The sequence below is a fragment of the Pseudomonas sp. Sample_10 genome, from assembly GCF_004321495.1.
In the GTDB taxonomy this organism is placed as follows: domain Bacteria; phylum Pseudomonadota; class Gammaproteobacteria; order Pseudomonadales; family Pseudomonadaceae; genus Aquipseudomonas.
Genome location: NZ_RCOE01000183.1, coordinates 1 through 24,458, shown reverse-complemented (window position 1 = coordinate 24,458; position 24,458 = coordinate 1). Strand labels below are relative to the sequence as shown.

The 24,458-nt window shown below is 60.4% G+C and carries 18 protein-coding genes; 9 read left to right on the top strand and 9 right to left on the bottom strand.

The annotated features are described in order from the left end of the window. A partial coding sequence (locus D8U18_RS18120) for a multicopper oxidase domain-containing protein (RefSeq protein ID WP_153189114.1) occupies positions 1-827 on the bottom strand: 827 nt, incomplete at its 3' end. A 255-nt stretch (positions 828-1,082) separates the two neighbouring features. Between D8U18_RS18120 and D8U18_RS18115 the strand changes: the two genes are divergently transcribed. Further along, complete coding sequence (locus D8U18_RS18115; protein ID WP_131108123.1) at positions 1,083-4,547, top strand: membrane-targeted effector domain-containing toxin; 3,465 nt, start codon at positions 1,083-1,085, stop codon at positions 4,545-4,547. A 75-nt stretch (positions 4,548-4,622) separates the two neighbouring features. Further along, positions 4,623-7,676: a membrane-targeted effector domain-containing toxin gene (locus tag D8U18_RS18110; RefSeq protein WP_131108122.1), complete on the top strand. Its 3,054-nt coding sequence runs from the start codon at positions 4,623-4,625 to the stop codon at positions 7,674-7,676. Positions 7,677-7,750: 74 nt separating this feature from the next. Here D8U18_RS18110 and guaA read toward each other — a convergent pair whose 3' ends face one another. The 8 genes from guaA to D8U18_RS18065 form a co-directional block, all read right to left on the bottom strand. Beyond that, on the bottom strand, positions 7,751-9,328 hold the full coding sequence (guaA, locus tag D8U18_RS18105) for a glutamine-hydrolyzing GMP synthase (protein WP_056855202.1): 1,578 nt from the start codon (positions 9,326-9,328) through the stop codon (positions 7,751-7,753). 99 nt (positions 9,329-9,427) lie between these two features. Next, positions 9,428-10,897, bottom strand: coding sequence for an IMP dehydrogenase (guaB, locus tag D8U18_RS18100; protein WP_056855201.1), 1,470 nt, complete (start codon positions 10,895-10,897; stop codon positions 9,428-9,430). Positions 10,898-11,159: 262 nt separating this feature from the next. Then, complete coding sequence (locus D8U18_RS18095) at positions 11,160-11,708, bottom strand: sugar ABC transporter ATPase (protein WP_130905798.1); 549 nt, start codon at positions 11,706-11,708, stop codon at positions 11,160-11,162. A gap of 186 nt (positions 11,709-11,894) precedes the next feature. Beyond that, the gene (gene purT, locus D8U18_RS18085) at positions 11,895-13,076 is read right to left on the bottom strand and encodes a formate-dependent phosphoribosylglycinamide formyltransferase (protein ID WP_130907469.1); all 1,182 of its coding nucleotides are present in this window, start codon (positions 13,074-13,076) and stop codon (positions 11,895-11,897) included. Between the two features lie 87 nt (positions 13,077-13,163). Next, positions 13,164-13,631 carry a VUT family protein gene (locus D8U18_RS18080; RefSeq protein ID WP_056855198.1) on the bottom strand — a complete coding sequence of 156 codons (468 nt, stop codon included), beginning with the start codon at positions 13,629-13,631 and terminating at the stop codon, positions 13,164-13,166. A 190-nt stretch (positions 13,632-13,821) separates the two neighbouring features. Next, positions 13,822-14,037 (bottom strand): DUF1289 domain-containing protein, encoded by a 216-nt coding sequence (locus D8U18_RS18075; protein WP_130905800.1) that lies wholly within the window; start codon positions 14,035-14,037, stop codon positions 13,822-13,824. Next, on the bottom strand, positions 14,034-14,558 hold the full coding sequence (locus tag D8U18_RS18070) for a gamma carbonic anhydrase family protein (RefSeq protein WP_047538150.1): 525 nt from the start codon (positions 14,556-14,558) through the stop codon (positions 14,034-14,036). The genes D8U18_RS18075 and D8U18_RS18070 overlap by 4 nt, the downstream gene beginning before the upstream one ends. 54 nt (positions 14,559-14,612) lie before the next feature. Further along, positions 14,613-15,212: a CoA pyrophosphatase gene (locus D8U18_RS18065; protein WP_056855196.1), complete on the bottom strand. Its 600-nt coding sequence runs from the start codon at positions 15,210-15,212 to the stop codon at positions 14,613-14,615. A 147-nt stretch (positions 15,213-15,359) separates the two neighbouring features. Between D8U18_RS18065 and D8U18_RS18060 the strand changes: the two genes are divergently transcribed. The 7 genes from D8U18_RS18060 (at position 15,360) to nagE (ending at position 24,106) form a co-directional block, all read left to right on the top strand. Beyond that, entirely contained in the window at positions 15,360-15,911 is a 552-nt protein-coding gene (locus D8U18_RS18060; RefSeq protein ID WP_056855195.1) for an NUDIX hydrolase, read from the top strand. A 108-nt stretch (positions 15,912-16,019) separates the two neighbouring features. Beyond that, positions 16,020-16,523: a L,D-transpeptidase family protein gene (locus D8U18_RS18055; protein ID WP_056855194.1), complete on the top strand. Its 504-nt coding sequence runs from the start codon at positions 16,020-16,022 to the stop codon at positions 16,521-16,523. A 292-nt stretch (positions 16,524-16,815) separates the two neighbouring features. Further along, positions 16,816-17,547 carry a GntR family transcriptional regulator gene (locus D8U18_RS18050; protein WP_056855192.1) on the top strand — a complete coding sequence of 244 codons (732 nt, stop codon included), beginning with the start codon at positions 16,816-16,818 and terminating at the stop codon, positions 17,545-17,547. A 33-nt stretch (positions 17,548-17,580) separates the two neighbouring features. Then, positions 17,581-18,687 (top strand): N-acetylglucosamine-6-phosphate deacetylase, encoded by a 1,107-nt coding sequence (gene nagA, locus D8U18_RS18045; protein ID WP_130905801.1) that lies wholly within the window; start codon positions 17,581-17,583, stop codon positions 18,685-18,687. Further along, entirely contained in the window at positions 18,668-19,690 is a 1,023-nt protein-coding gene (locus D8U18_RS18040) for an SIS domain-containing protein (protein WP_131108121.1), read from the top strand. The genes nagA and D8U18_RS18040 overlap by 20 nt, the downstream gene beginning before the upstream one ends. A 143-nt stretch (positions 19,691-19,833) precedes the next feature. Further along, the gene (ptsP, locus tag D8U18_RS18035) at positions 19,834-22,350 is read left to right on the top strand and encodes a phosphoenolpyruvate--protein phosphotransferase (RefSeq protein WP_131108120.1); all 2,517 of its coding nucleotides are present in this window, start codon (positions 19,834-19,836) and stop codon (positions 22,348-22,350) included. Between the two features lie 40 nt (positions 22,351-22,390). Then, complete coding sequence (gene nagE, locus D8U18_RS18030) at positions 22,391-24,106, top strand: N-acetylglucosamine-specific PTS transporter subunit IIBC (protein ID WP_130907472.1); 1,716 nt, start codon at positions 22,391-22,393, stop codon at positions 24,104-24,106. Positions 24,107-24,458: the final 352 nt, after the last annotated feature.

Genomic DNA, 24,458 nt, shown 5'->3' with positions numbered 1-24,458 from the left:
GCCTTGATCGCCAGGCAAATGCGCATGCCGGGGCCGAGCCAGTATTCCTTGCCCAGCGGCCGTGGCTCGATCGGGTTGCCGTCCAGCGCGTAGATCTGCGCTTCGACGCCAGGAATATTCAGGCGATAGGTCAGGGTGTTGTCGAGGTTCAGCAAACGCACGCGGGTGATCTGCCCGGCGGGCAATTCGATCACGGCTTGCGAAACCCCATTGATGGTCGACAAGCGTCCTGCCGTGCCACCCCGGGCCGCTTCCCGGGGGATGCTGAACTCGACGAAATTGCCAACCTCGTCGACATGCCAGCTCTTGAGGCTCAAGGTCTTCTCGTATTTGAAACCGGTCGGTTCGCGCTCTTCGACGATCAGCGGGCCGACCAGCCCGCGCCCCAGTTCTTCGCTGCTGTTCACGTGCGGGTGATACCAGTAGCTGCCGGCATCCGGGACACGAAATTTGTAGTCGAAATATTCGCCCGGCAGCACCGGAAGCTGCGAGACGTAGGGCACGCCATCCATCTCCAGCGGCAGGCGGATACCGTGCCAGTGAATGGTGGTCGCCACCGGCAGGTGATTGATGAAACGCACCCGCAGCCATTCGCCCTGACGTACGCGCAACTCGGTGCCCGGCGCCGACGGGCCGAACGCCCAGGCCTGGGTCTGGTGGCCGGGCACCAGTTCGACGTCCAGCGGTGCAGCGATCAACTCATAGTCGTGGCCCGCGTCCGCATCGGCCATCTTGCCCAACCAATAGCGCGACGCGCCACCGGCCCCCACGCCAACGACAACAAGACCGGCCAGGCCACCGAGGATTTGGCGACGGGTAAAGGACATGAACTCAACTACCTCACTTGAACGCGGCAGGCCCAAGCCCGCAAAAGGCGAATACGATACACCTGCGGATGAGAAACAGTAAGGGCGGCGCGGCGGATAGACGCAGCGCGGTATCGGACATTCAGGCTGAAACGGAACGAGGTAAAGACTGGCGCCTACCGGAAATCGAATCGCAAACGGGCGTAACTATGTAGTGCACATTGCTCGAGCGTAAGGGGCATCTTCAGCTCACTTTTTCTCAAGGAACGAGAGCTGATGAACTCAACCGAATCCCGTCCGTTGTCCAACGCAGTAGACAAAGCAACGCTCAAGGCCATTGCCAACAAGGTGATCCTGTCCTGCCCGGGCCTGCAAGACATGGCAAGCGAAGTCGCCAGCGAGCTGCTCAAGCAACAAGGCGTTGCCGGCCTCGACCCGGACCTCATTTATTTCCACCGATTCAAAGCGGCGCAAAGCAGTTCCAGATCGTTTACCGGCTGGCAACACATTCGGGAAAAACCCCACGAATCCACCACGCTGACGCAACTCGTGATCCACCGGTTCCGCGCCACCGATCAGGACAACGCTGACTTGCTGGACCTCTATGGCGGCTTTTACACCGCTGGCCCGGAAGCCGAAGACTTCGATGAAACCAACGAAGTTCGCCTGCATGGCAATGACGTCTTGAAGTATTTCTGGAACCTCGATTTCAGCTCGCTTTACACCGCCAGACTCAAGGCGTTCTGGAACACTTCGTCGGTCGATTTCCAGGCCCTCGCCAAATGCACCTTTCTGGTCAAAGCGCTGGAGGCCAATGAAGGCGGACAGCTGAGCGATGAAAACCTGCGGCAGGTTATCCACGCCACCTGCGGCCCGGTCACCTCCCCCGCCAGCCTGCAAATGCTGAAAAGCGATTACTCGATCACCGGCGGCTCAACCATTCGCACACTGGACATGGCGGGCTACGTCGCCAACAACATTCTGCGCATCGTTGGTCCCGAAGGCAGACAGATTCTCTACCTCCCCGGTGACACAAAGTCATTCCAGGTGCTGGAAACACCCATGGACATGCATTTCTGGGTGCTGCTGCAAATGAACAGAAACCCGACCCGACAGACATTCCTGAGCCACTTCAGCCTGGCGGATCGGCAACTGATTTCCGACAACATCCCGGACATCATGAACCGCCTGGTCAGCACCTGGGGCAAGCAGGATCATCATCTGATCAATGCAAAAAATCAGATCATCCGTGGTGATGCCTTCCGCTGGCTGACCGACTCAACCCAGGCAGCCATGTTCGCCGAGGCCAGCCTGTCGCTTACCTCCAACAGCGATCTGCGCAAGAAATTGTGGATCGGCTACCTGAGTGCCGGCGTGAGGGTTTTCGGGCCGATGGCCGTCGTCGGTTGGCCCGTGGCCCTGCCAGTCATTGGTGCCAGTCTGGCCAACATGGGACTGAACATCGATCAGGCGGTGAACGGCAAGACCCGCCAGGACCGTAAAGCCGGCATCATCGGCGCGGTCCTCAGTGGCATCGACACCCTGTTCAACCTTCCGTTTCTCAAAGGTACAGGACCGTTGCTGGAAGCCAGCGCCGAAGTGGACGCCGAGGTGGGCGAAGCGGTGCAAGTGCCCGACACGCCGCAAGCGCATCCAGGCGCTGATACCGAACTGTTCGATGCTCAGGCAGAAGAGTTGATTGATCCTCGCCGGACAGCACAGAACAACGATCTGACAGGGACAGCCGCTGTAGAGTCGCCACCGCAAAACTACAAAATCCCGATACTGCTCGATGAGCAAGACCTGGTGCGGACCCCCGGCAAGTTCCTGGGAACCTATCGCCTGTCCTCGAATCCGTCGACTGCAATCCGCCTCAATAACAGTGAGTACTTCGTACGTTACGAAGCTGATGTCAACGGTGGGGGTACGTGGGCGATCATTGATCCGGCGAACCCCGACGGGTTCACCTCTTCGATACCCGTGCGACTGAACGCCGAAGGTCAATGGGAACTCGCGCCTCGAACAGGTCTTAGAGGCGGAATGGAGACACCGCCCGACGGGACTGAAGGTGTCAGCAGCCAACCCGATGCCCAGGCATGGGCACAAACGCCAGGAACCTATGTAAAAAAACTGGAGACACCCGGCATGCGGGAATGGGCGCTCGGCGGTCCCGATGAATATGTGACCGTGCGCAATGCCGCTGGCGAGCAGGTCCGTGTCAGTCGATTCGCACAGCGCCAGGCCACCTCACGAGCGCGCTTGATTGCAGATGCCGAACACTATTACCAGGCTAATCCGGCCTCCTACCGCGCAAGGGCGTCCTCCCCCACGGTGATCGGTAGCCAAACGGAACTGTTTGAAACGGCGTTCGCACAAAAACCTGGCCTGGTATTGGGCGAGACACGAGGCAGTATCGGCAGCAAACAAATTCTTATCGAAAACATGCCGGAGCTCGCCAGGCGTGGGTTGAAGACTATTTACTTGCAGGAGCTTCTGACTAACGCCAATCAAATCGATCTGGACACCTTCGCGCGAACAGGCCAGATGCCGCAAGATCTCGAAACCTACTTGACGACACTTGATCTGAAGGCAGGCAACGACCCCGAGGGCAAATTCAATGTCCTGTCCCTGGTCAAAGCCGCCAATGCGCAAAAGGTCAGGGTTCAAGCCATCGACTGTGCGATTACTTACAACATCAACGGACATGTGAACCTGGAGCCACAACAACAAATGGCGAGGAGTTTTTTCGCCAGCGAAGTGATTCAACTGAATGAGTCGACGCGTGGCCCCGGTCGTTGGATCGCATTGGTCGATCGGGAAAACCTGACGTCATTCAGAAACTATGCAGGTATCAGTGAGCAGACGGACGCCGTGAGTCTGCGCGTAGATGATTTAGTCCCGGGATCGGCGCAGGCCATAACATCCGATCCCGGCCTGGCACTGGAGTACAGCGACTATCCGGATTCCCCGGTCTACAACGTCGAAGAGGGGCTGAACGACCCCGGAGCCGAGCAAGATCTGGTGGTTGCGCAATGGCGTGTGCCCGTCGAAACCCCTTGGGCCTATCGCCCCCCAAGAGCACTGAAAACACTGCTGGCAAAATCGGGCATGTACACGTTCCAGCGCTCAAACAGCACCATCAAACTTATCTATCGCGATGCCAATGCACAAATTGCCGAAACCACCCTCCAGAGAATGGCTGATGGACAATTCACCTTGGCGTCCCCTGTCTGGCCGGACTTCGATTTCCAGCCTTTCGATAGCCTCGACACACTCAATCAACGGCTGGCGTCCAAAGGCATGAAGCTCATGGGTTGGCCTGCCCCCGAGAGCCCCGGGGAACTGTCTCAAGCGGGCGCCACTCAGACGGTACTCAAAGGCGAGGCACAGAGCGCGGCAACGCTGAGTGAAGCCTTCACGAATGTGGCTGGAGCGCCGAAACGAACGGTCATTCCGGACAACTGGCAGGCCAATGAGCTGCTCGAGAGCATGACGCCCGAAAGCACACCCGGAAAGTACCAGGGTATTTACCAGCTCGACTCCGTCCCTTCGACAGCGATCATGCTGGACGACAAACCTTACTACGTACGCTACGAAACGGACCTCAGCGGCGCAGGAAACTGGGCCATCATCGACCCGGAACACCCGACGACGCTCTCGGACTCGATCCCGGTTCGCCTGGATTCAGAAGGAAACTGGGAAACGCTCGCCCACAGCCCTCATGAGCAGGCCGAGCGCTAACCAGCAGCCTGCACAATGAAAAACGCCGCTCCTTGAGACAGTGAGCGGCCTTACCACCTCTTCGATGAAAATATCATGGACGATACTCAAGAAATCACGCTGCTCAACTCTGCCGACGGGTTGGCGCTTCAAGCCCTGATCCCCGAACTGGTCGACGACTGCCCCGACCTGTACGCCATGGCGTATCAGATCGCCCAGGACATCCTCATTCGCTATCACATCACCGACCTCACACCGGACACGGTCTGGTGGCACCGGTTCCATGGTGCCCAAAGCAGCTCCAGGGCCTTTACCGGCTGGCAGCACATTCTGGAAAAACCCAAGGAATCCATGACCTTCCCGCAATTGGTCATGCAACGCTTCAGCGTCCATGACCAGGACAATGCCGACCTGCTGGATCTCTACGGCGGCTTTTACCGGGTGGGTGACGATGCCGAGAGTTACGATGAAAACAACGAAGTGCGCCTGCATGCCAGCGACGTGCTGAAAGCCTTCTGGGACATCAATTTCGCTGATCGCTACAAAACCGCCGTCGCGGCGTTCTGGGAAAAACACAGCGCCAACTTCCGCGCGCTGGCCAAATGCACGTTCATCGCCAAGGCCATTGAAGACTACGAACACGGACATCTGTCTGGTGAGCACTTCACCCTGGTGCTCAGCGCCTGCGCCGGCAATCTGGGCAGACCGCTGACCCGGCAGATGCTGCTGGACGAATCACCCGCCGGCAATGGTCTGACGATTCGCAAATTCTGCATAGACGAGTTCGTGTCGACGGACATGTTCAGCATCACTGACGGCAGTGACCTGAACATTCTCTACGTTCCAGGCGAAGCCCAGGGTTTTCACGCCTTCCATAACGTCGAGGCGTTGCACGAATGGCTGGTCAATGAGGTCAAGGACGCCGAAGGCCGTGAACGCATGCTCATGCATTTCAAACAGCAAGAGCGCGACATCGAGCAGGAAAAGCCCACGTCGTTGGGGCACAAGCTCGCCAATTTCACCGGCGTTGGCCTGATCATCCACTTCCTGGAGAACACCGAATATGAAAACGTCGGCCTCACCCATGAGTACGACGTGCTACCGGATGAAAACACCGCCAACGACCACCACTTGCTTCACTACCGTGGCGAGATAATCAACGGCGATGCTTTCACCCATTTGAGCCAGTCCACCCATGAGCGCATGTTGAGCGACGCCGTTTACCTGCTGCACTCCAATGCAGAGCTGCGCAAAAAGCTGTGGATCGGCTATCTCAACGCTTTCAATCGCGTTTTTGGGCCGATGGCCGCAGCGGCATGGCCAGCGGCGCTGGTGGTCATAGGCGCGGGCATTGCCAATGTCGGCCTGCACATCGATCAAGCCATTAACGCCACGACCCAGGCCGAACGCAAGGCTGCAGTGAAAGGCGCCATCCTTGGCAGCGTGGACATCCTGTTCAACCTGCCGTTCCTGAGAGGGGCAAGCGAGTTCGCCCAAGCAGCGGAAGCCGAAGCGGAAGCAGAAGCAGCAATCACGCCCGGGGAAGATATGAAGTCGCCGAGCCCTCCGGTGCAACTGCCCATCGAATCCATCCACTCCACCCCGGGAGATACCGGCCTGTTGGCTCCTTTTGAAACCAACGAGATTCTCGACGGCTATTCTCCCGTCAGCGAAGAAGGCAAGTTCCAAGGTATCTATCAGCCTGAAACAGGGGGGAATTACATTGCCATCGATGACAGTTTCTATCAGGTCCGCTACAGCAACGAACTGAATGGCTGGACAATCATTGACCCGGTCAATCCCCACTCCTTTTACCGCAACATACCGGTGTACCTGGATGAAACGGGTGCTTGGGTGCCGATTACGCGTCCCGGTCTGGCGGGTGGTGGCTGGTTCTCCGATCTGTTCGCCAGGGCCGAGCCGGCCCTTCCGGACTTTGATGCCCCCGCGACGGCATACGATGTGCCACAGGACATCAAGCCAGCCCTCAAAAAGGCAGCCAATGGTTCGGAGGCAAAGGGAGATTTGAAGGACGGCTTTATCAATCCCAACAAGCCGGCCGATGAGCTGGAAGCCTTCAAAAGACTGCGCCGAAGGCTATACGACGACGCCGTGTCGTTTTATTCCCTGCCGCAACCCCAGTTGCCACCCAGGCCGGCGATCCCGTCGTTCGTTGCGAATGCCAGGTTCAAGGACATCATCAAAATCATTTTCAAACGCTCGCAAAGCCTGGTCATCGGTGAAGGTCATTCCAGCGTGGGCAGCAAACAGTTTCTGATCGAAAACATGAGCGTGCTGCGAAAACAAAAAGTCAAAACCCTGTACATGGAGCATCTGCTCACCGATTTCCATCAAGCGGATCTCGATGCGTTCAACCGCACCGGGGTAATGTCCGAGGATCTGGAACGTTATCTCAAGGATCTTGATGCTGGTTTCTCGACCGACCCGAGCAAACAATTCACGTTTGAACAGGTGGTCAGGGCAGCGCAACAAAACCGTATCCGCGTGCAAGCCATCGACTGCCTGGCCAGTTACCGCAGCGCCGGCATTCAGGGGGCCGATATCCACTTCCGGCAAAAAATGATGAATTTTTTCGCCCAACAGGTCATCAGCGCCGACCAGGCGGCCAGAGGCGCTCATCGCTGGGTGGCGTTGGTCGGGAACAGCCACGCCAATACCTATGGCGGGGTAGCGGGTGTCAGCGAACTTGAGGGCAGCATCGGCCTGCGTATTGAAAGTGTCGGCGCGGACGAGCTCAGCGGCATCAAGGTCGACCCGGGGGTGTCCGACGTGCCACGACCGGGACAGCCGCCCGGGTTCGCCAAAAATGACTTGTTGCTGCAAATCCCGACGCCGCCAAGCGTGGTGCTTGCACAAAGACTGGAGGATGGCCTGCCCAGGCCTGGCATGTACACCCTCAGCACCAGTACCGGTGAACCCATACTGGTTCATCGCAGCAGAACCGTCACCAACAACGGCATCGTGACCTGGGGGAAACTCGTTCGCACGCCCATCAAACATGATGCAGGCGGCTATTACATCGAACGGGATTCCTGGGAGATCAGCGGACGACGTTTTGCAACTACCGAGGGATTGAGTTCAGCGCTGCATAGGATGGGCTTGGCCCCCGTTCGACTCCCCGGTGTCTGAAACGCAAAAAGGCCGTGCGAACAGGGTTCACACGGCCTTTAACTTGCGATCAAGCCGTCAGAAACGGCGTGGGATCACTCCCACTCAATGGTCGCTGGCGGCTTGCTCGACACGTCGTAAGTAACGCGGGAGATGCCTTCGATTTCATTGATGATGCGGCCGGATACGGTTTCCAGCAGTTCGTAAGGCAGGTGTGCCCAACGCGCGGTCATGAAGTCGATGGTTTCCACGGCACGCAGGGCCACGACCCAGGCGTAACGACGGCCATCGCCGACCACGCCAACCGATTTCACCGGCTGGAACACCACGAATGCCTGGCTGACCTTGTGGTACCAGTCGGCCTTGCGCAGTTCTTCGATGAAGATGTGGTCGGCGCGACGCAGCAGGTCGGCGTATTCCTTCTTCACTTCACCGAGGATCCGCACGCCCAGGCCCGGGCCCGGGAACGGGTGACGGTAGACCATGTCGTACGGCAGGCCCAGCTCGAGGCCCAGGCGACGGACTTCGTCCTTGAACAGTTCGCGCAGTGGCTCGACCAGTTTCAGGTTCATCTCTTCCGGCAGGCCGCCCACGTTGTGGTGCGACTTGATCACGTGCGCCTTGCCGCTTTTCGCGCCAGCCGACTCGATCACGTCCGGGTAGATGGTGCCTTGCGCCAGGTACTTGATGTTGTCCAGCTTGCAGGATTCGGCATCGAACACGTCGATGAAGGTACGGCCGATGATCTTGCGCTTCTTCTCCGGGTCGGCTTCGCCGGCCAGGTTGTTGAGGAACTGCTCCTCGGCATTGGCGCGGATCACCTTGACGCCCATGTTCTCGGCGAACATGGCCATCACTTGCTCGCCTTCGTGCAAACGCAGCAGGCCGTTGTCGACGAACACGCAGGTCAGCTGGTCGCCGATGGCTTTGTGCAGCAGCGCGGCAACCACGGAGGAGTCGACACCGCCGGACAGACCGAGCAATACGTTGTCGGTGCCGACCTGGGCGCGAACCTGGGCGATGGCGTCTTCAGCGATTTTCGACGGGGTCCACAGGGCTTCACATTCGCAGATGTCGAGGATGAAGCGCGACAGGATGCGGCCGCCCTGCTTGGTGTGGGTCACTTCCGGGTGGAACTGCACGCCGTAGTAACGACGCTCATCGCTGAACATGCCGGCGATCGGGCAGCTCGGGGTGCTGGCCAGGATGTGGAAGTCTTCCGGCATTCTGGTGACCTTGTCACCGTGGCTCATCCACACGTCGAGGCCGAACAGGCCATCGGCGTCGATGTGGTCTTCGATGCCGTCGAGCAGGCGGCTCTTGCCGACCACGTCGACACGGGCATAACCGAACTCACGCAGCTCGGAACCTTCAACCTTGCCGCCCAGTTGCTCGGCCATGGTCTGCATGCCGTAGCAGATACCGAAGACCGGCACGCCCAGGTCGAACACGGCTTGCGGGCAGCGAGGGCTGTTGGCTTCGTGGACCGACTCGGGGCCGCCAGCGAGGATGACGCCTTTAGGTGCGAATTCGCGGATCGCATCCTCGTCCATGTCGAACGGATGCAGTTCGCAGTACACACCGATTTCACGCACGCGACGGGCGATCAGTTGGGTGTACTGGGAACCGAAGTCGAGGATCAGGATACGGTGAGCGTGAATATCGAGGGCCATGATTCAGTCTCGTCTAAGTCATTCAGAAACAGTCGTGATTCAGAAACAACTCGGGGCTGAATAAAACAGCCCCGGTTGCTTAACTTGTTGCTTGAAGGCTCAACCTACGCGGTAGTTTGGCGCTTCTTTGGTGATCTGCACGTCGTGAACGTGGGACTCGGCCATGCCAGCGCCGGTGATCCGCACGAACTCAGGCTTGGTGCGCATTTCTTCGATGTCGGCACTGCCGGTATAACCCATCGAGGAACGCAGGCCGCCCATCAGTTGGTGGATGATCGCGCTCAGGGTGCCTTTGTAAGGCACACGCCCTTCGATACCTTCCGGCACCAGTTTCTCGGCGCCTGCCGAAGAGTCCTGGAAGTAACGGTCGGAGGAACCTTGAGCCTGGGACATGGCGCCCAGCGAACCCATGCCGCGATAAGCCTTGTACGAACGCCCCTGGAACAGTTCGATCTCGCCCGGCGCTTCTTCGGTACCGGCGAACATCGAGCCCATCATCACGCAGGAAGCACCGGCCACGATGGCCTTGGACAGGTCACCGGAGAAACGGATGCCGCCGTCGGCGATCAACGGCACGCCAGTGCCTTCAAGGGCGGCGGCGACGTTGGCGATGGCGCTGATTTGCGGCACGCCGACACCGGCGACGATACGGGTGGTGCAGATCGAGCCAGGGCCGATACCGACCTTGACTGCGTCAGCGCCGGCTTCGGCCAGGGCCTTGGCGGCAGCGCCGGTGGCGATGTTGCCGCCGATGACCTGCACTTCCGGGAAGTTCTGTTTGACCCAGCGAACGCGGTCGATCACGCCTTTGGAGTGACCGTGAGCCGTGTCGACCACGACGACGTCAACGCCGGCATTGACCAGGGCAGCTACGCGGTCACCGGTGTCTTTACCGGTGCCGACCGCAGCGCCAACGCGCAGACGACCTTGATCGTCCTTGCTGGCCAGCGGGTAGGCCTTGGCTTTTTCGATGTCGTTGACGGTCATCATGCCCTTGAGGGTGAATTTGTCGTCGACGATCAGCACGCGCTCGATGCGGTGCTTGTGCAGCAGTTCACGCACATCGTTCTTGTCGGCGCCTTCCTTGACCGTGACCAGACGCTCTTTAGGCGTCATCACTTCACGGACAGTGGCTTCCAGACGGTTCTCGAAACGCACGTCACGGGAGGTGACAATGCCGACCAGGTCGCCATTGTGCAGCACCGGAACGCCGGAGATGTTGTGCATGCGGGTCAGTTCGAACAGCTCGCGCACGGTGGCGTCGGCGTCGATGGTGATCGGGTCCTTGACCACACCGGCTTCGTAACGCTTGACCTTGCGCACTTCGGCAGCTTGCTGCTCGATGGTCATGTTCTTGTGGATGATGCCGATACCACCTTCCTGAGCCATGGCAATCGCCAGACGGGCTTCAGTGACGGTGTCCATGGCGGCAGAAACCAATGGAATATTGAGTTCGATGCCACGGGTAAGGCGGGTCTTGAGACTGACTTCGTTAGGAAGCACCTCGGAATAACCGGGCACTAGGAGAATGTCGTCGAATGTCAGAGCTTCTTGGCTGATACGCAGCATCGCGGGGGCTCCCGAGCGGGAAAATGGAAGCGCGCCATTATAGTCAGACACCCCTTCGGGTTCAATGTAAAACTCTGTCTATTATCGATGCAGTGATCGACGGGGCTTGCAGAACCGAAATTCTCCGAGAACCAGGGCCGCTTGCGATGTTCGGCCGAACGATTGTCCGTAGGAGCAAGGCTTGCCCGCGATGGCGATCTTAAGGGCGCCATCGCGGGCAAGCCTTGCTCCTACAGAAGGGTGCACGTTGGATCAACCGCACCTACAGTTCGACTTTGACCCAACTCACCGGCTGATCGAGCCAATCGGCGAATTCGTCGAGAAAGCTCTGCTTGAACCCGGCTTCAGCCCAGTTATTGAAGATGAAACCCAGGTTGGAGAAAGCGCATTCCTGCAAAAACAGAAAGCCGTTGATATCGTCTTCGTGCCCGCATTCGGGGCAGGTGAAGTTGTCGGTGCGCCCTGGCATCCAGTCTTCGAGGCTTTCGAACAGTGCTTCGCCAATTTCCTTGCGGCATTCGGCGCAGCCCGCTTCCTCAAGGAAACCCTTGGCCGGCGTATAGATGCAGCGCTTGGTGACGATTTCCAGGCCGTTGACCGGCTCACCGAACGGCAAGGCTTCCGGATGCAGCACCACCGCGCGCGCACCGTCGCCGATGGCATGGGCCATGCGATTGCCGGTACGACCGCAGGTGGTCAGTTCTTCGTGGATGATGTTCTTGCGCACCAGCCAACGCACAATCGCCCGCGCCCGGGGCTCGTGCACCGGCAGCGTGGAGATTTTCGGGACGATGATGCTTTGCGAATTCATGGGGTACAGGCCTGGAGCTTTGATGAAGGGGAAACGATCAACAACCCCTGTAGGAGCGAGCCTGCTCGCGATAGCGGAGTGCCTGCCAACATCAATGTCGACTATGAAATCGCTATCGCGAGCAGGCTCACTCCTACAGTAAATTGCGGCGAGCCCATAGAAGGTATAGGCCCGTGAGTGCGGTTTTTACAGCTCTACGACCACCGCCTGCGAAGCACGGGTTGCTTTGGCGCGAGCGGTTTCGATCGACTCGTCGCGCGCCAGTGCCACGCCCATGCGGCGCTGGCCATTGACTTCAGGCTTGCCGAACAGACGCAACGCGGTATCCGGTTCGCTCAACGCTGCGCCGAGGTTGGCGAAAGCAGTCTGGGTCGACTGCCCTTCCACCAGAATCACCGCCGAGGCCGATGGGCCGAACTGACGGATCAACGGGATCGGCAGACCCAGAATCGCCCGGGCGTGCAAGGCAAATTGCGACAGGTCCTGGGAGATCAGCGTCACCAGACCGGTGTCGTGCGGGCGCGGCGAGACTTCGCTGAACCACACTTGATCGCCCTTGATGAACAACTCGACGCCAAACAGACCACGGCCACCCAAGGCTTCAGTCACCGCTTTGGCAACGCGCTCGGATTCAGCCAGGGCAATCGGGCTCATGGCTTGAGGCTGCCAGGATTCCTGGTAATCGCCCTTCTCCTGACGGTGGCCGACCGGCGCGCAGAAGGTGGTGCCGCCAACGTGGCGAACGGTCAGCAGCGTGATTTCGTAATCGAAATCGATAAAGCCTTCGATGATGACCCGACCTTTACCGGCACGCCCGCCTTCCTGGGCGTAATCCCAGGCTTTCTGCACGTCATCGGCGCTGCGCAACAGGCTCTGGCCTTTGCCCGACGAGCTCATGACCGGCTTGACCACACACGGGAAACCGAGGTCTTCGACCGCCTTGCGGTAATCCTCGAAGGTGTCGGCGAAGTGGTACGGCGAGGTCGGCAGGTCCAGCTCTTCGGCGGCCAGGCGACGGATGCCTTCACGGTTCATGGTCAACTGCGCGGCGCGCGCGGTCGGGATCACGGTGAAACCTTCAGATTCCAGCTCGACCAGGGTCGCGGTGGCGATGGCTTCGATTTCCGGCACGATGAAGTGCGGCTTCTCGGCTTCGATCACGGCACGCAGGGCCGCGCCATCGAGCATATTGATCACATGGCTGCGGTGCGCCACCTGCATGGCCGGCGCGTTGGCGTAACGGTCGACGGCAATCACTTCAACACCCAGGCGTTGCAGCTCGATCACCACTTCCTTGCCCAATTCGCCACAGCCACACATCAATACGCGGGTCGCGGTGGGCGACAATGGAGTTCCGATACGGGTCATCTGAAGGTCCTCAAGGAGCGGATCATCGAGGGATGCGACGGCTGGCGCGCTTCCCATGGGGAGAAAGCGCGGCATTTTACATGAACTTCAGCTGACGACAGCCTGTTTGCGCAGACGCCAGGCCATGATCAGCCACACGGCCGTGACGCCGGCGAACTTCGAGCCCAGCGCGGTGATGATCACCCCTGGCGTCAGCGCGTCGATCATGCCGAAGAAGATAAAGGTATCGAGGGGAATGCTCAGGGCCGAACTTATCCACAGGCGATCATGCAACGGGCGCCGGGTGATGCTGAACACCAGCCAGTCGATGCATTCGGACACCGCGAACGCCGTAGCGCTGGCCAAGGCGATGGATGGATCGGACGTGACATAAGACAGCACCAGCGCGGCCAGCATCGCTGCAATCGCGCCGTGGCCGAAGCGGGTTTGCACCATGTCGCGCAACACAAACACCAGCCCGCCCCAGGCCGACCAGATGATGTCCAGGTGTGGCGCAGTGGAAAAGGCGTAGTTGATCAGCACGACGCTGCTGATGTAGGCGATCAGGAAGAGCATGGGAGCAGTAGTACCTGTCAATTTTGTGCACAGGGTACTTCATCTTCGGTACACAAATAACCTGTGGCGAGGGAGCTTGCTCCCGCTGGGGCGCGAAGCGGCCCTGAAATGAACGGGCTATACCAGATGGATTGGGGCTGCTTCGCAGCCCAGCGGGAGCAAGCTCCCTCGCCACGAAAGCCCACACCATTCAGCTATCGGATTTAGTCGGCAACATCCACACCAATCCACTGGCCTTGGCCCGCTCATGACACAACCCCAGCACCTTGCGGCGTTCGTCGTTGTCCATGCGGCTCCAACGGGTGATTTCTTCGACGGTGCGCTGGCAACCGGTGCAGATGTCATCGTCGTCCAGCGCACAGATGCTCACGCAGGGCGATGCCACCGGGCGTTCGCTAACCGTCATTCTTCCTGCTCGACAAGGTCGCGGGCGTAGCGCTGAGCGTTGTGCACGTAATGTGCAGCACTGGCTTCGAGCATTTTCTTCTGCGGTTCGGTCAGCTCGCGCACGACTTTGCCAGGCGAGCCCATGACCAGCGAACCGTCGGGAATTTCCTTGCCTTCACCGATCAGCGAATTGGCGCCGATGATGCAGTTCTTGCCGATCTTCGCGCCATTGAGAATCACCGCGTTGATCCCGATCAGGCTGTAATCGCCCACGGTGCAGCCATGCAACATCGCATTGTGGCCAATGGTCACGCCGGTGCCGATCGTCAGTGGATAGCCCATGTCGGTGTGCATCACGGTGCCGTCCTGGACGTTGCTGTTCTTGCCGATCAGGATCAATTCGTTGTCGCCGCGCAGCACGGCGTTGAACCAGACGTTGGCGCCCTCTTCCAGTTTGACCTTGCCCACCAGCACGGCATTGGGTGCGACCCAGCTCTGTGGATGGGTTTCGACTCGGGCGTCGCCCAGGCGGTATTTCATTGTGGTTTCCTCACAGCTCAGGCAGCCGCGTTTCCGGCCATTCGAACGATGGCTTCAGGTATTGATGAAGCTTTTGGGTGGCTGGTGCAGGCTGATTTTCGCGTCATAGAGCAGATTGATCAACTCGACGACCATGATCGCCGTCAGCCCCCAGATCTTGTACTCGCCGTAGCGGTAACTCGGCACGTACCAACTGCGCCCCTGGTAATCGATGCGATGGGTGTGTTCGCGCGGGTCCTTGCGGAAAAATTCCAGTGGCACGCTGAACACCGCGGCGATTTCCGCATCGTTGGCCCGGTACTCGACGAAATCCGGGATCACGCCGACATAAGGCGTGACCTTGATGCCGTGCAGGGAGATCAACGGGCTCAGCGGGCCGATCACTTCGACCAGTCCCGGTGGCAGGCCAATTTCTTCCTCGGCTTCACGCAGGGCGGTGAAAATCAGGTCGGGGTCTTCAGGATCGCGACGACCGCCGGGAAAAGCGACTTCGCCGCCATGGGTCGAGAGGCCGCTGGCGCGCAGGGTCAGTACCAGTTCCGGTTCGTCACTGCGGGTGATAGGCACCAGTACGGCGGCCTCGGGGAAACGCAGGTCAGTCTCCAGCGTACGCGGTGTGTGATTACTTACCCGATGCAGTAGCTCGTCCAGCATGAGTGTTCTCGATCTGTGCCTTACGCTGCATCATGCACCAATCGCTGCGGTCGCCCAACCCCCCGGACAGTGGCGTGTCGCGAAACGACAACTTGCCGACAGACACCGTCGCACGCCAAGATAGGCGCAGCATTCAGGAACCCAAGCATGAAATTTTGCAGTCAGTGCGGCAACCCGGTGACCCAACGCATTCCCGAAGGCGATTCGCGCCTGCGGTTTGTCTGCGACAGTTGTCAGGCCATTCACTACCAGAACCCCAACATCGTCGCCGGCTGCGTCGCGACCTGGGGCACCCAGGTCCTGCTCTGCCGCCGCGCGATAGAGCCGCGTCGCGGTTACTGGACGCTGCCCGCCGGCTTCATGGAAAACGGTGAAACCATCGAACAGGCCGCCATCCGCGAAACCGCCGAGGAAGCCTGCGCCCGGGTGCGCAACCTGAGCATCTACACCCTCATCGATGTGCCGCACATCAGCCAGGTGCATGTGTTTTTCCGCGCCGAACTGGCGGACCTGGACTTTGCCGCCGGTCCCGAGAGCCTGGAAGTGCAACTATTCGACGAAGCGGACATTCCATGGGACGAGCTGGCTTTTCGCACGGTGGGCCGTACCTTAGAATGCTTCTTCGCTGATCGGCGGACCGAGGTCTACCCCGTACGGTCCGAATCGATCCCGCCGCTTGTTCAGCCTGCCATTAGTTGATGCCACTTTGGTATCATTCGTAGCCGCTGCAAATCGTGCCCTGCGGCAGCTCCCTACAAAAACATCTATAAATAAATAGTCGCGACACCTCTCTGGGGAATCGTTTCAATGCGCTGGTTGCTTGCCCTGTTCTGTTTGTCGGTTATCTCGGTGTCCCACGCTTCTGCCGTGGAAACCCTGAACGGCAAGGTCATCGAGAAAGTTCTGGTTCTCAAGTCCGCTCATCAATTGCAATTGATCAATGACGGCAAGCCGATCAAGACCTATCGCATTTCCCTGGGCAAACGTCCCAAGGGACCGAAACTGATGGAAGGCGACAAACGCACGCCAGAGGGTTTCTATTGGCTCGACTGGCGCAAGACCAGTGAAAAATTCAACCTGGCGATGCACATTTCCTACCCGAACATCAGCGACTCGGCCCGTTCGCGACGCGAAGGTGTCGATCCCGGTGGCATGATCATGATCCATGGCACTCCGGACACCGAAGACAACCCTGAACAACTGTTCCACACCCTGGACTGGACTGACGGCTGCATCGCCATGCGCAACATGGACATGCGCGAAGTCTGGAACCTGGTGCCGGACGGCACGATGATCGAAATCCGCCCGTAATTCCGACGACCATCGGTCGCCCCCGAAAAATAAATTCAAAAGATCGCGGCCTTCGGCAACTCCTGCAGGGTGAATACCATTTGCTCCTGCAGGAACGACCGAAGGCTGCGATCTTTGCTTCTCCATTTCCCACCCCTAATACCACTTGATACCAACGCCTGGTCTGCTCGGCCGTCCAGGCCCGCTTAGCTGCGTCCAAAGCCTGGCCAGTGCGTTGACATGGTATGCAAGTGGTATTAGTTTTCCGGCACACCCGAGCGACAATTCCTACATACGTTTCGGACAGCCAAACATGAACGACCTCCAGGCCCTGCGCCCCGACGACACTCAACCGACGCCGCTGTACCTGCAACTGGCGCGCAATCTGGAAACGGCGATCCATGCCGGCCAGTGGAAAGCCGAACAGGCGATGCCGTCGGAACGCAACCTCAGCGAAATGCTCGGCATTTCCCGTGTCACCGCACGCAAAGCCTTGGAAGTGCTGCTCGAACAAGGCCTGATCCGCCGCAACCAGGGTTCCGGCACGTTCATCACACCACGCCTGGAACAACCGTTGTCGCGCCTGTCGGGCTTCAGCGAAATGCTCCGGCTCAAGGGCTTCGTACCCGGCTCGCAATGGCTGGAACGGGAAATCACCCTGCCCACCCACGAAGAACTGATCCGCCTCGGCCTGTCACCCAACGACAAAGTCGCGCGCCTCAAGCGCCTGCGCAAAGCCGACGACACGGTCATGGCCATCGAGATGAGCACCCTGCCCGCCTCGATCATTCCCAAGCCGCAGGCAGTGGGTGCCTCCCTCTACGAATACCTCGACGGCATCGGCAAACCGATCGTGCGCGCGTTGCAGCACATTCAGGCGATCAACGCCTCGGACGAATTCGCCGCACTGGTGGGCATTGCTCCTGGCACCGCCATGTTGCTGATGACCCGGGTCGGCTACCTCGAAGACAACACGCCCATCGAAGTCACCGACACCTATTGCCGTAACGACTACTACGACTTTGTCGCAGAGCTGCGTCGCTGACCCACCGCTGCCGCCAAACAACGAGATTCCGACATGTCCGAAGACAACATCCTCACCAACCAAGGCTGGGTTCGCGGCCGGCTGGTTCACGAACACGGCAAGGTCGTCTCCATCGAAGGCGAACCCTGCGATCCGGCAGACAATGACCTGGCTTACCTGCTGCCGGGTTTCATCGACCTGCACGTACACGGCGGTGGTGGCAAAGACATCATGGAGGGCGCGCCGGCCTTCGAAACCATTACCAAAACCCATGTGCGTTTCGGCACCACATCGTTGCTGGCCACCACCATGACCGCGCCGAGCGAGGAAATCTTGCGCGTGCTCAAAGCCGTCGGCGAGTTCTGTGAGCAGCGGCCAGAAGGCAGCGCCCGGGTCCTCGGCGTGCACCTCGAAGGCCCGTACATCAACCCCGGCAAACTGGGAGCGCAACCGAATTTCGCCCACACCGCGCTGATGGCCGAAGTCGAAGCGTATCTGGCGCTGGCGCCGATCCGGGTGATCACCATCGCCCCGGAAATCGCCGGTCACGATGCGCTGATCCGTGCTCTCAGCGCCCGTGGCATCCGCATGCAGATCGGCCACACACTGGGCAGTTACGAGGAAGGCGTCGCCGCACTGGCAGCCGGCGCCAGCAGTTTCACCCATCTCTATAACGCCATGAGCCCGTTGCATCACCGCGAACCGGGGATCGTCGGCGCGGCATTGGCCCACGCCAAATACGCCGAATTGATTCCCGATCTCCTGCACGTGCACCCCGGCGCCATCCGCGTCGCGCTGCGGTCGATCCCGTGCCTGTATTGCGTGACCGACTCGACCGCCGCCGCCGGCATGCCTGACGGCGAATACAAGCTCGGCAGCCATACCGTGACCAAATGTCTGGGCGGTGTACGCCTGCCCGACGGCACGCTGGCCGGCAGCACGCTGACCATGGATCAGGCCCTGCGCAACCTGGTGAAGATCGGCTTGCCGATCGCCGAGGCTTCGCAACGCCTGTCGCAATTCCCCGCCGACTACCTCGGCATCACCGACCGCGGGCGCTTGCAACCGGGTGCCTGGGCCGACTGCGTGCGGCTGGATCGCTCACTGAAACTGACCGCCGTCATGGTCGAAGGAGAAGACATTGACTTCAAAAATGCTTGAGGAGGCGCTGTCCTCGTTCGAGGCCGTGCAAGCCCAACTGCAGCAACTCGACCCGCAAATGATCGAGATCGCCGGTCGCCTGCGCCGCCAGCCGCCGCAAGTGGCCATGACCGTGGCTCGCGGCAGCTCCGATCACGCGGCCAGTTATTTCGCCTACCTGACCATGCAACTGCTGGGCATTCCGGTGGCGTCGCTGCCGATGTCGGTGGTGACCATGCAGCAGGCGCCGTTGAAGGTCAGCGGCCAGGTCGCGTTCGCCTTCTCGCAATCGGGACAAAGTCCCGATCTGGTCAACAGCCTGCGCCTGTTGCGCAAACGCGGCGCGTTGAGTGTATCGATGGTCAACGCCGCAGACTCGCCGCTGGAAGCCGCCTGCGAATTCAGCCTGCCGTTGTTGGCCGGTACAGAAAGCAGCGTCGCCGCCACCAAGAGTTTCATCGCCACCCTCAGCGCCAGCGCGCGGTTGATCGGCCACTGGAAAGAGGACAGCGAATTGCTCGACGCCGGCCAAGCCTTGCCCGAAGGCTTGCGCGATGCCGCACGACAGGATTGGAGCCCGGCCATTGAGGCCCTGCGCGATTGTCAGCGCTTGATGGTGATCGGCCGTGGTGCCGGTTTCGCCATTGCCCAGGAAGCCGCGCTCAAGTTCAAGGAAACCTCGGCCATTCAAGCCGAAGCCTTCAGCAGCGCCGAAGTGCGTCACGGCCCGATGGCATTGATCGGCGACAACTACCCGCTGCTGGTGTTTGCCCCACGGGGCGCCGAGCAGGCCGGTTTGCTGAGCCTGGCGACGGAAATGCGCCAACGCGGTGCCCGCGTATTGCTCGCCGCCCCGGATGACGTGCTCGAACGCGACCTGACCCTGACCCGCGCAGAGCACCCGGCCCTTGATCCGATTCTGGCGATCCAGAGTTTCTACGTGATGGCCGCCAACCTGGCCGTCGCTCGCGGCATGGACCCGGACCAGCCGCGGCACTTGAGCAAAGTCACGCGCACGCATTAAGAGATTCCTTGTAGGAGCGAGCCTGCTCGCGATGGACCTGAGAACGCCGCGCAGTGTCAGGTTCCCAGCGTAATCGTTGGCGACCATCGCGAGCAGGCTCGCTCCTACAGGGGAACGTTTGAACTTCCTGATGAGACCGAGCCATGCACAAAAACAATAAAGAGCTGACCCTCAGCGCCCCGCTCAGCGGCCCGGTGCTCACGCTCGCCAAAGTCCCGGATGCGGTGTTCGCCAGCGGCGCCATGGGCGACGGGATTGCCATCGATCCGCTGAACGATACCCTACACGCGCCGTGTGCCGGTGTTGTGGTGCACGTCGCACGCACCGGGCACGCCGTGACCCTGCGGGCCGACAATGGTGCCGAACTGCTGCTGCATCTGGGTCTGGATACGGTCGAGCTGCAAGGCCAGGGCTTTTCCATGTTGGTGCAGGAAGGTGCGCGGGTCGCCAACGGCCAGCCACTGCTGCGATACGATCAGGACAAAGTCGCGCAACAGTGCAAAAGCCTGGTCAGTTTGCTGATTCTCACCAATAGCCAGGATTTTCAGGCGCGCCCCATCACGCTCAAATCAGTGAAGGTCGGTGAGCCGTTGCTGCACATCATTCGCCGCCAGGGCGCCGGTGCACTGAATGAAGCTGAACTTGCCGGCGAAGTATTGAGCGGTCACATCCATATCGCCCACCGTGGTGGTCTGCACGCACGACCGGCCGCGCTGATTCGTAAGACCGCGCAAGGCTTCAAGAGCAAGTCGCAGCTGCACTTCGCTGGCAAATCGGCGAACTGCGACAGCCTGATCGGGCTGATGGGATTGGCGATCGGCGAGCAGGACGAAGTGCAAGTCAGTTGTCAGGGACCGGACGCCGAAGCCGCACTGCAAGCCTTGTTGATTGCCTTGTCCACGGCGCTGGCCGAGGAGCACCACGCCGCCGCGCCAGTGCCGACATCGCAGCGCAACCGCGAGCCTGAAGCGGGTGTCCTGCACGGTGTATGCGCAGCGCCGGGGCTGGTCGGCGGGCCGTTGTTTCGCTTGAGCGCGATCAGCCTGCCTGCGGATGCCGGGCACAATGATCCAGCGCAACAGCGACAAACCCTCGACACCGCGTTGGCCCAAGTGCACAGCGAAATCGCCGACACCCTGTCCCACGCCAGAAAACACAAACACACCGACGAAGAAGCCATTTTTGCCGCGCACCTCGCCTTGCTGGAGGACCCGGCATTGCTCGATGCCGCCCATCATGCGATCGATCTCGGCATTGCCGCGACCCACGCCTGGAGCCAATCGATCGACGCGCAATGTGAGGTGCTCCAGCAGTTGGGCAGCTCTCTGCTGGCCGAACGCGCCAACGACCTGCGCGACCTCAAGCAAAGGGTGTTGCGCGCCCTGCTCGGTGAAGCCTGGCATTACGACTTGCCGCCCGGCGCCATTGTTGCCGCCCATGAACTGACTCCCTCCGATCTGCTGCAACTGAGCCAGCAAGGCGTAGCCGGATTGTGCATGGCCGAAGGCGGTGCAACCTCCCACGTGGCGATTCTTGCGCGGGGCAAAGGCTTGCCGTGCATGGTCGCGCTGGGCGCGTCGTTGCTGGTTCAGCAACAGGGTCAAGACGTCGTGTTGGACGCCGATGGCGGTCGCCTCGAACTGGCACCGAGCGCCGAGCGTTTGGCGCAGGTGCGCCAGGTTCAATTGGACCGGCAACAACGTCGCTCCGAGCAACAGGCTCAGGCGCACACGCCGGCGCAAACCCTCGATGGCCTGCACATCGAAGTCGCGGCCAATGTCGCTTCCAGTGAGGAAGCGGCGCACGCCCTGGCCAACGGCGCCGACGGCGTCGGCTTGTTGCGTACCGAGTTTCTGTTCGTCGATCGCCACACCGCACCGGACGAACACGAACAGCATCACGCCTATCAAGCAGTACTGGATGCCATGGGCGACAAATCCGTGATCATCCGCACCATCGACGTTGGCGGCGACAAACAGCTCGACTACCTGCCACTGCCCGCCGAGGCCAATCCGGTGCTCGGTCTGCGCGGCATTCGCCTGGCCCAGGCCCGTCCGGAAATCCTCGACCAGCAATTGCGCGCCCTGCTGCACGTCTCACCGTTGTCGCGCTGCCGCATCCTGTTGCCGATGGTCACCGAGGTCGACGAGCTGCTGCACATCCGCCAGCGCCTCGACGCCCTGTGCAACGAATTGGGCCTCACGCAACGCCCGCAGCTGGGCGTGATGATCGAAGTCCCGGCCGCCGCGCTGCTGGCCGAACAACTGGCCGAACACGCGGACTTCCTGTCCATTGGCACCAACGACCTGTCGCAATACACCCTGGCCATGGACCGCGACCACGCCGGCCTCGCCTCACGCGTGGATGCGCTGCACCCGGCGTTGCTGCGATTGATTGCCCAGACCTGCGCCGGTGCTGCACAGCACAAGCGCTGGGTCGGGGTGTGCGGAGCATTGGCGTCCGATCCGCTGGCCACACCGGTGCTGATCGGACTGGGCGTAAGCGAACTGTCGGTGAGCCCGGTGCAGGTCGGCGAAATCAAGGACCGCGTGCGTCACCTCGACGCCAATGAGTGTCGGCGCATCAGTCAGGGCCTGCTGAAACTGAGCGGCGCCGGCGCGGTGCGTCACGCCTGTCATCAGCATTGGCCGTTGAGCTGAGCTCTCGACAACAAAAAACAAGAATCCAGGGAGAACCGCCATGTACCAACTTTTCATCGAAGGCTTGCAACGCCTCGGCCGCGCGCTGATGCTGCCGATCGCGATCCTGCCGATTGCCGGTTTGTTGCTGCGCCTGGGCGACACCGATCTGCTGAACATCGCGATCATCCATGACGCCGGCCAAGTGATTTTCGCCAACCTGGCGATGATCTTCGCCATCGGCATCGCCGTCGGTTTCGCCAAGGACAACAACGGCACCGCCGGTTTGGCCGGGGTGATTGGCTACCTGGTGATGATCTCCACCCTCAAGGTGCTGGATGCGAGCATCAACATGGGCATGCTCGCCGGGATTGTCAGTGGCTTGATGGCCGGCGCGCTGTACAACCGTTTCAAGGACATCAAGCTCCCGGAGTATCTGGCGTTCTTTGGCGGTCGGCGCTTCGTGCCGATTGTCACCGGCTTCGCCGCCGTCGGGTTGGGCGTGGTGTTCGGCTACATCTGGCCGCCGATCCAGCAGGGTATCAACGGCTTCGGCACCCTGATGATGGAAAGCGGCAGCTTCGGCGCGTTCATCTTCGGCGTGTTCAACCGCCTGCTGATCGTCACCGGGCTGCACCACATCCTCAACAACATGGCGTGGTTCGTGTTCGGCAACTTCACCGACCCGACCACCGGAGCGCTGGTGACCGGCGATCTGTCGCGCTACTTTGCCGGTGACCCGAAGGGCGGCCAATTCATGACCGGCATGTTCCCGGTGATGATCTTCGGCCTGCCCGCCGCCTGCCTGGCGATGTACCGCAATGCCCTGCCCGAGCGACGCAAAGTCATGGGCGGGATCTTCCTGTCGATGGCGTTGACCGCATTTTTGACCGGCGTGACCGAGCCGATCGAATTCGCCTTCATGTTCCTCGCGCCGTTGCTGTTTCTGCTGCACGCCTTGTTGACCGGCCTGTCGATGGCGATCACCAACGCGCTGAACATCCATTTGGGGTTCACCTTCTCCGGTGGCTTCATCGACATGATCCTCGGCTGGGGCAAGTCCACCAATGGCTGGCTGGTGTTCCCGGTGGGCCTGGCCTATGCCGTCATCTATTACCTGGTGTTTGATGTCTGCATCCGCCGCTTCGACCTGAAAACCCCGGGGCGTGAAGGTGTCGCGAGCGCCGCGCAGGTCGCAGTGGCCGACAACGAGCGGGCCGCGGCTTACATCAAGGCCTTGGGCGGCGCCGAAAACCTGATCACCGTCGGCGCCTGCACCACTCGGCTGCGCTTGGACATGGTTGATCGCAACAAGGCTTCGGACGCCGATTTGAAAGCACTGGGTGCCATGGCCGTGGTGCGTCCGGGCAAGGGTGGCAGTTTGCAAGTGGTGGTCGGGCCGATGGCCGACAGCATTGCCGACGAAATTCGCCTGGCCATGCCGGCGCTGGGTCGCGCGCTGATCTCAACCCCGGCAGTCGCAGTCGACGCACCGCCCGCAGCTACGGTGGCGGCATCTGAAGCCCGGCAATGGCTGAACGCTTTGGGCGGTGGCGACAATGTATTGCAACTCGATTGCGTGGCCATGACCCGCATTCGTCTGCAACTGGCGGATGGCAAGGCGTTGTCGGAGTGTGATTTGAAAGCGTTGGGCTGTCAGGGAATCAGCCCGCTGGAAGGCGGCATCTGGCATCTGTTGATTGGCGACAAGGCGCCGAGCCTGAGTGATGCGCTCGAGGCGTTGGTCAATCGCAGTGAGGTGAGTGCCAAGGTTTAGCTGTGGGCTGCCGGACAGGCCGCCATCGCTGGCAAGCCAGCTCCCACAGTGTTCCGGGATATCCACAGTCAATGTGGTAACCACAAAACTTGTGGGAGCTGGCTTGCCAGCGATGGGGCCCTGACCGTCACAGCAAAAATTTGATCGTTCCCACGCTCTGCGTGGGAATGCCTCAACGGACGCTCCGCGTTCGGCTCTGGCGTGGACGCGGAGCGTCCCGGGCTGCATTCCCACGCAGAGCGTGGGAACGATCATCCTGAGCAATAAAAAAACCCGCTGAAATCACTTTCAGCCAGTTTTGATCGTTCCCACGCTCTGCGTGGGAATGCCTCAACGGACGCTCCGCGTTCGG